This window comes from Streptococcus sp. 3874 (assembly GCF_013276425.1).
Classification (GTDB): Bacteria; Bacillota; Bacilli; order Lactobacillales; family Streptococcaceae; genus Streptococcus; species Streptococcus pseudopneumoniae.
The window spans coordinates 1-5533 of the sequence record NZ_VMLA01000049.1 but is presented as its reverse complement, the minus strand read 5'-3'; the positions used below and the strand labels follow the sequence as shown (position 1 = coordinate 5533).

Here is a 5533-nt window from a genome sequence, read left to right as displayed (position 1 = left end):
AAAGAGCAAACTAGGAAGTTAGCCGCAGGTTGCTCAAAACACAGTTTTGAGGTTGTAGATAAGACTGACGAAGTCAGTGACCATATCTACGGTCAGGCGACGCTGACGTGGTTTGAAGAGATTTTCGAAGAGTATTACTTTCTGAATTTCTCAGTCTTGTCCTATATAGGGGACAAGGAGATTTCGCTTGAGTCTGCTTACAAATAAACGAAAAGAAAGATAAAGAATAATGAAAATTGGTCAACGAATGATGCGCTTTGGCATAAAAAAATTAAGTATCGGAGTTGTATCTGTTGCAGTCGGCTTTGCATTTCTAGCTCCAGCTGGAATTTCAGCCAATGAACTACAGCAAGATGTAACATCTGAAGTGGCAACAAGAGTGCTAGATCCTAAGGAGGAATTGAGAGAGCCGGAAAATGCTACTCCAAAACTAGAAACTCCTCTTAGAGAGGAGTCAAGACTAGCTCCTCAAACGCTTCCGGAAGCAAGTGAAGTTCTTGAAAACAAAAGGGAAGAGTCAAAAGTAGAGATAACCGAGCCAGCTCAATACTTACCTATTCTTGCTCCTGTAGAAGAAACTAAAGAAGAAGCTGTGACAGAAAAACCAACAAATACTCGTTCTCTAACAGCAGAAGATTTGGTGAAGATTTCCAAAGGGGAATTGCATTTAGAAAATGATTTGATTGATGAATCTCTCTACGGTGAAAAAGTTCTTGATTTGGAAGGGGATGATGACCAAGATGGCATCAAAAACAAAGATGAACTTTATGTGTACAACAAAGATGGTAAGGATTATCTAGGATATAACAGTCATCCCTTGCTAGCAGACAGTGATGGGGATGGTTTGGCAGATGGAGAAGATGACAATAAGAAAGAATGGTATGTCACAGACCGTGATTCTCTTCTCTTTATGGAGTTAGCCTATCGAGACGATGATTATATTGAGAAAATTTTAGATCATAAGAATCCTTTCCCTAGTCTCTATCTTGACCGTCAAGAATACAAACTCATGCACAATGAATTGGCTTCTTTCTGGAAGATGAAAAAAGCCTATCATACAGATAGTGGCTTGGATGCTTTCTTATTTGAGACCAAGAGCGACCTTCCTTATCTCAAAGATGGAACGGTGCACATGTTGGCTATACGTGGAACAAGACGGAATGATGCAAAAGATTTAAGTGCAGATTTTGTTTTGTTAGGAGGAAATAAACCAGCGCAAGCGGATGATATCCGCAAGGTTGTTGGGGAATTAGCCAAGGATACAAGTATTACCAAGTTGTATATGACAGGCCATTCTCTTGGAGGCTACCTAGCTCAGATTGCAGCGGTTGAAGCTTACCAAAAATATCCTGATTTTTATAACCATGTATTGCGAAAAGTGACGACTTTCAGTGCGCCTAAAGTGATTACTTCCAGAGCGGTTTGGAATGCTGAGAATGATTTCTGGGATGTTGGTTTGGAAAGCCGTAAATTAGCTGTTAGTGGAAAAATTAAGCATTATGTGGTTGATAATGATAATGTTGTGACTCCCTTGATTCATAACGATCGTGATATTGTCACATTTACAGGTAATTCACGCTTTAAACACCGTTCTCGTGGCTATTTTGAAAGTCGAATGAATGATATTCCTAACTTTAATATTGGTAAACGAACTACCTTGGATAAACATGGTTATCGTGATCCAAAATTGGATAAAGTGCGATTCTTTAAGAAACAGGCTCTGCCCCAATCTTCTAGTCAACCAAGCGCGGAACCAATGGAAAATATTACCTTAGGGAAACAGGTTACTCAAAGTTCGACAGCTTTCGAAGGAGATGCTAGAAGAGCTGTGGATGGCAAAGTTGATGGTAACTATGGTCACAATTCTGTCACTCATACCAACTTCCAATCTAAGCCTTGGTGGCAAGTAGATTTGGCTAAAGAAGAAACCATTCGCCAAATCAATATTTACAACCGAACAGACACTGCCCAGGATAGATTGGCAAACTTTGATGTCATTCTGTTAGACAGTTCTGGTAAAGAAATTGAGAGAAAACGAATAACATCTCTTAAAGATGTGTCAGCACAAATTGCGATTAACCATAAAAAAGCGCGCTATGTTCGGATTGAGCTAGAAGGCTATAATGCCCTCAGTCTTGCAGAAGTCCAAGTATATCGTGCTGAGAATATCGCTTGGAAAAAACAAGCTAAGCAAAGTTCTACTGATTTTGGTGGAGATGCTAGTCGTGCCTTGGATGGCAATACCAATAGTAGTTATAGCCAGCAATCAATTACCCATACAAAATTTGAAAACCAGCCTTGGTGGGAAGTTGATTTAGGTCGTACAGAACAGGTAGGACTTGTTCGCCTTCATAACCGTGGGGATGGAGAGCTTTCTAAACGTCTGTCAGACTTTGATGTGATTTTATATGATGAAAAAGGGAAAGAAGTTGCTAGACAGTATGTTGCTAAACTTGACGGAACGAGCTTGGATGTTCAATTAAATGGGAAATTGAGACGCCGTGTTCGTGTGCAACTACGTAAGAACAATCAAGCCCTCAGTCTTGCAGAAGTAGAAGTTTTCCGCTTTATCGCTACGAATGGTGAGACGGCGACACAAGTTTCTAAGCCAGTTCAACCAATCAGTCAAACGCCTGTGAAAGACAAAACATTGACAATTCAACATAGTGGAGCTTATATTGCCCGCTACTCTATAACTTGGGAAGAAGTTACAGTAGACAAAGATGGAAACCAAGTTGTTCGTAGTCGTTCTTGGGAAGGAAACGGTCGCAACCAGACTGCAGGTTTTGTCCTCAACCTCCCAATCAAAGGAAACATGAGAAATCTGCGAATTAAGATTGAGAAAAAGACAGGTCTACTATGGAATAGATGGCAAACAATCTATGAAAACAGACCAATTTTAGCTCAACCCCACCGTAAAATTACCCATTGGGGAACAACATTAAATTCTAAGATTTCTGATGACGATGTCTTGTAAAAAATCCTACTATTCAAGAATGAGATGATTTAGTTTATAAGAAAGTACTACCTGAGCTTGAATAGAACTCAGGTAGCTATCTGTGAGAGAACAAAATTAAACAGAAAGGTATAGTGAGGTGTTCTAATTTGAACATGAGCGGAAAAACTTTTCTAAAAACTTAGAAAGGAAGGGGAGTTCGGGTTTGAATTGAATCCGATCTACTCTTCTCAATATTATCAAAATTAAGAAAGAAAGGAATTGAACCCATCATAAAAGCAGTGGGAAAAAGATAGTTGGTCTAGCGAGCATCGCTCACTGCGCCCCACTCCTATTTTCCCTTTGGCTTTTTAACGGGTTTGGTATCTTTCTCAATATAAAATATAAAAAAGAAAGGTAGAGCGCGTGTTTTGATTTGAACACGAGCGGAAAACTTTTCTAAAAACTCAGAAGAGAAGGGGAGTTCGGGTTTGAATTGAATCCGGTCTAATCTTCTCAATATCATCAAAGTTAAGAAAGAAAGGAATTGACCCCACCCTAAAAGCAGTGGGAAAAAGATAGTTGGTCTAGCGAGCATCGCTCACTGCACTCAACTCCTATTTTCCCTTTGCTTTTTGACGGGTTTGGTATCTTTCTCAATATAAAATAAAGAAAGGTAGAGCGTGTGTTCTGATTTGAACACGAGCGGAAAACTTGGAAAATAGATAATCTGACTGAAAAATCAGGATTTCTCGTCAGATTCCTAATTTTCAGTCGTTTTCTTGTCGCTCTTTGTATCATAAATTATGTCTATCCATATTGCTGCTCAGCAGGGTGAAATTGCTGATAAAATTCTTCTTCCTGGAGATCCTCTTCGTGCTAAGTTTATTGCGGAGAATTTCCTTGAAGATGCTGTTTGTTTTAACGAAGTGCGTAACATGTTTGGTTATACTGGTACTTACAAGGGTCACCGTGTATCTGTTATGGGAACTGGGATGGGAATGCCCTCAATTTCGATTTATGCGCGTGAGTTGATTGTTGACTACGGTGTGAAAAAATTGATCCGTGTGGGAACAGCAGGTTCATTGAATGAAGATGTCCACGTTCGTGAATTGGTTTTGGCGCAGGCGGCTGCAACCAACTCTAACATCATCCGCAATGACTGGCCACAGTACGATTTCCCACAAATCGCTAGCTTTGATTTGCTGGACAAGGCCTACCATATCGCCAAAGAACTTGGTATGACAACTCACGTTGGGAACGTTTTGTCTTCTGATGTCTTTTATTCAAACTACTTTGAAAAGAACATTGAGCTTGGTAAATGGGGAGTCAAGGCTGTGGAAATGGAAGCAGCAGCTCTTTACTATCTTGCTGCCCAACACCATGTTGACGCGCTTGCTATCATGACTATTTCTGATAGTTTGGTCAATCCAGATGAAGACACGACTGCAGAAGAACGCCAAAATACCTTCACCGATATGATGAAGGTTGGATTAGAAACCTTGATTGCAGAATAATTATAGCCAAAAAGGAAGCCCTTCTTTATGAATTGGAGGACTTCCTTTTCTTATCCAGAAATTTATCTAACTCTCTCTGATTTCGAAGAATAGTGATTTTATGTGAGTATTCTTGGCAAAGTTTTTGGTAATTTTCTTTTTGAGTTTTAGCCCGCCCCTCCCAGAGAATCCATCTGATAAACTCCCAATTAAATTGTTCTTGACAACCAGCTGCCATACTTTCTCTGACTTTTCCCCGGTATTTAAGATAACGTTTAAAGGCTCGCAAGAGACAGGTCAATGGCGAAAAATTGAGAAAGATGATTTGGTCAGCCTCCTGCATTCTTTCCTTATAGAAACACCAAGAATAATTTCCATCGATGACCCAAGCTTCATGCTTGGTGAGAAAGTTTTTCATCTCGGTTAACATCCATTCGCGATCACTGTCTTGCCAACCAGGCTGAAATTGGAGTGTATCCATGTGCAGTTTTGGAATGGAGTAGTAGTGAGACAACTTTTCTGCTAGAGTTGACTTACCAGCACCAGAATATCCGATAATTGCGATTTTCATTTTCTACCTTTTCCTATTTGGAGACAAAAAAACAGCCTCTATGGACTGTTTCTTATTTAGCAAGTTTAGCTGAAAGACGAGCTTTATCGCGGCTTGCTTTGTTTTTGTGAATCAAACCTTTAGTTTCTGCTTTATCGATAGCTGAGCTAGCAGCACGGAAAAGTTCTTCAGATGGGTTTGCTTCGAAAGCTTTGATAGCAGTACGCATAGCTGATTTTTGAGCTGAGTTCTTTTCGTTTTGTTTAACGTTCAATTCAGCGCGTTTGATAGCTGATTTAATGTTTGCCAATGTTCTTACCTCCATATTTACTAACTATACCATTATATCTGAAAACTTACGTTTTGACAAGGGAAAATTACTTTTTTAAGTAAATTTCATCGATTTCATGGTTCTTGCTTTTATGAAGAATCACGGGACTTTGACAGTTGTGAAGTGAAAAACTCCTCATAAAGGTTGATATAAGGGGATTTTCTTGTCAAATTTCACCGTTTTTTATTTGCGTACTTTTCCATACTTTGTTATAATAGAGC

General features: G+C 39.5%; 6 protein-coding genes and 1 pseudogene. 4 read left to right on the top strand and 3 right to left on the bottom strand.

What is annotated here, in order from left to right; all coding sequences use genetic code 11:
• The 3 genes and pseudogenes from HT703_RS05505 to HT703_RS12130 all read left to right on the top strand — a co-directional run.
• On the top strand, positions 1-207 hold a 207-nt coding region (locus tag HT703_RS05505; protein ID WP_172929965.1), incomplete at its 5' end, for a hypothetical protein.
• 22 nt (positions 208-229) lie between these two features.
• Positions 230-2065: pseudogene (locus HT703_RS11980) on the top strand (discoidin domain-containing protein); the annotation flags it as partial.
• On the top strand, positions 2057-2977 hold the full coding sequence (locus tag HT703_RS12130; protein ID WP_345890288.1) for a thiol-activated cytolysin C-terminal domain-containing protein: 921 nt from the start codon (positions 2057-2059) through the stop codon (positions 2975-2977). The pseudogene HT703_RS11980 and the gene HT703_RS12130, both read left to right, overlap by 9 nt.
• Before the next feature lie 310 nt (positions 2978-3287).
• Here HT703_RS12130 and HT703_RS11485 read toward each other — a convergent pair whose 3' ends face one another.
• Entirely contained in the window at positions 3288-3533 is a 246-nt protein-coding gene (locus HT703_RS11485; protein WP_054392743.1) for a hypothetical protein, read from the bottom strand.
• Between the two features lie 208 nt (positions 3534-3741).
• Between HT703_RS11485 and deoD the strand changes: the two genes are divergently transcribed.
• Positions 3742-4452, top strand: coding sequence for a purine-nucleoside phosphorylase (gene deoD / locus HT703_RS05495; protein WP_000022091.1), 711 nt, complete (start codon positions 3742-3744; stop codon positions 4450-4452).
• Positions 4453-4477: 25 nt separating this feature from the next.
• Here the strand turns inward: deoD and HT703_RS05490 are convergent, their stop codons facing one another.
• Positions 4478-5002, bottom strand: a complete 525-nt coding sequence (locus tag HT703_RS05490; protein ID WP_054392742.1) for a DNA topology modulation protein — start codon at positions 5000-5002, stop codon at positions 4478-4480.
• A gap of 52 nt (positions 5003-5054) precedes the next feature.
• Entirely contained in the window at positions 5055-5291 is a 237-nt protein-coding gene (rpsT, locus tag HT703_RS05485; protein WP_001274000.1) for a 30S ribosomal protein S20, read from the bottom strand.
• Positions 5292-5533: the final 242 nt, after the last annotated feature.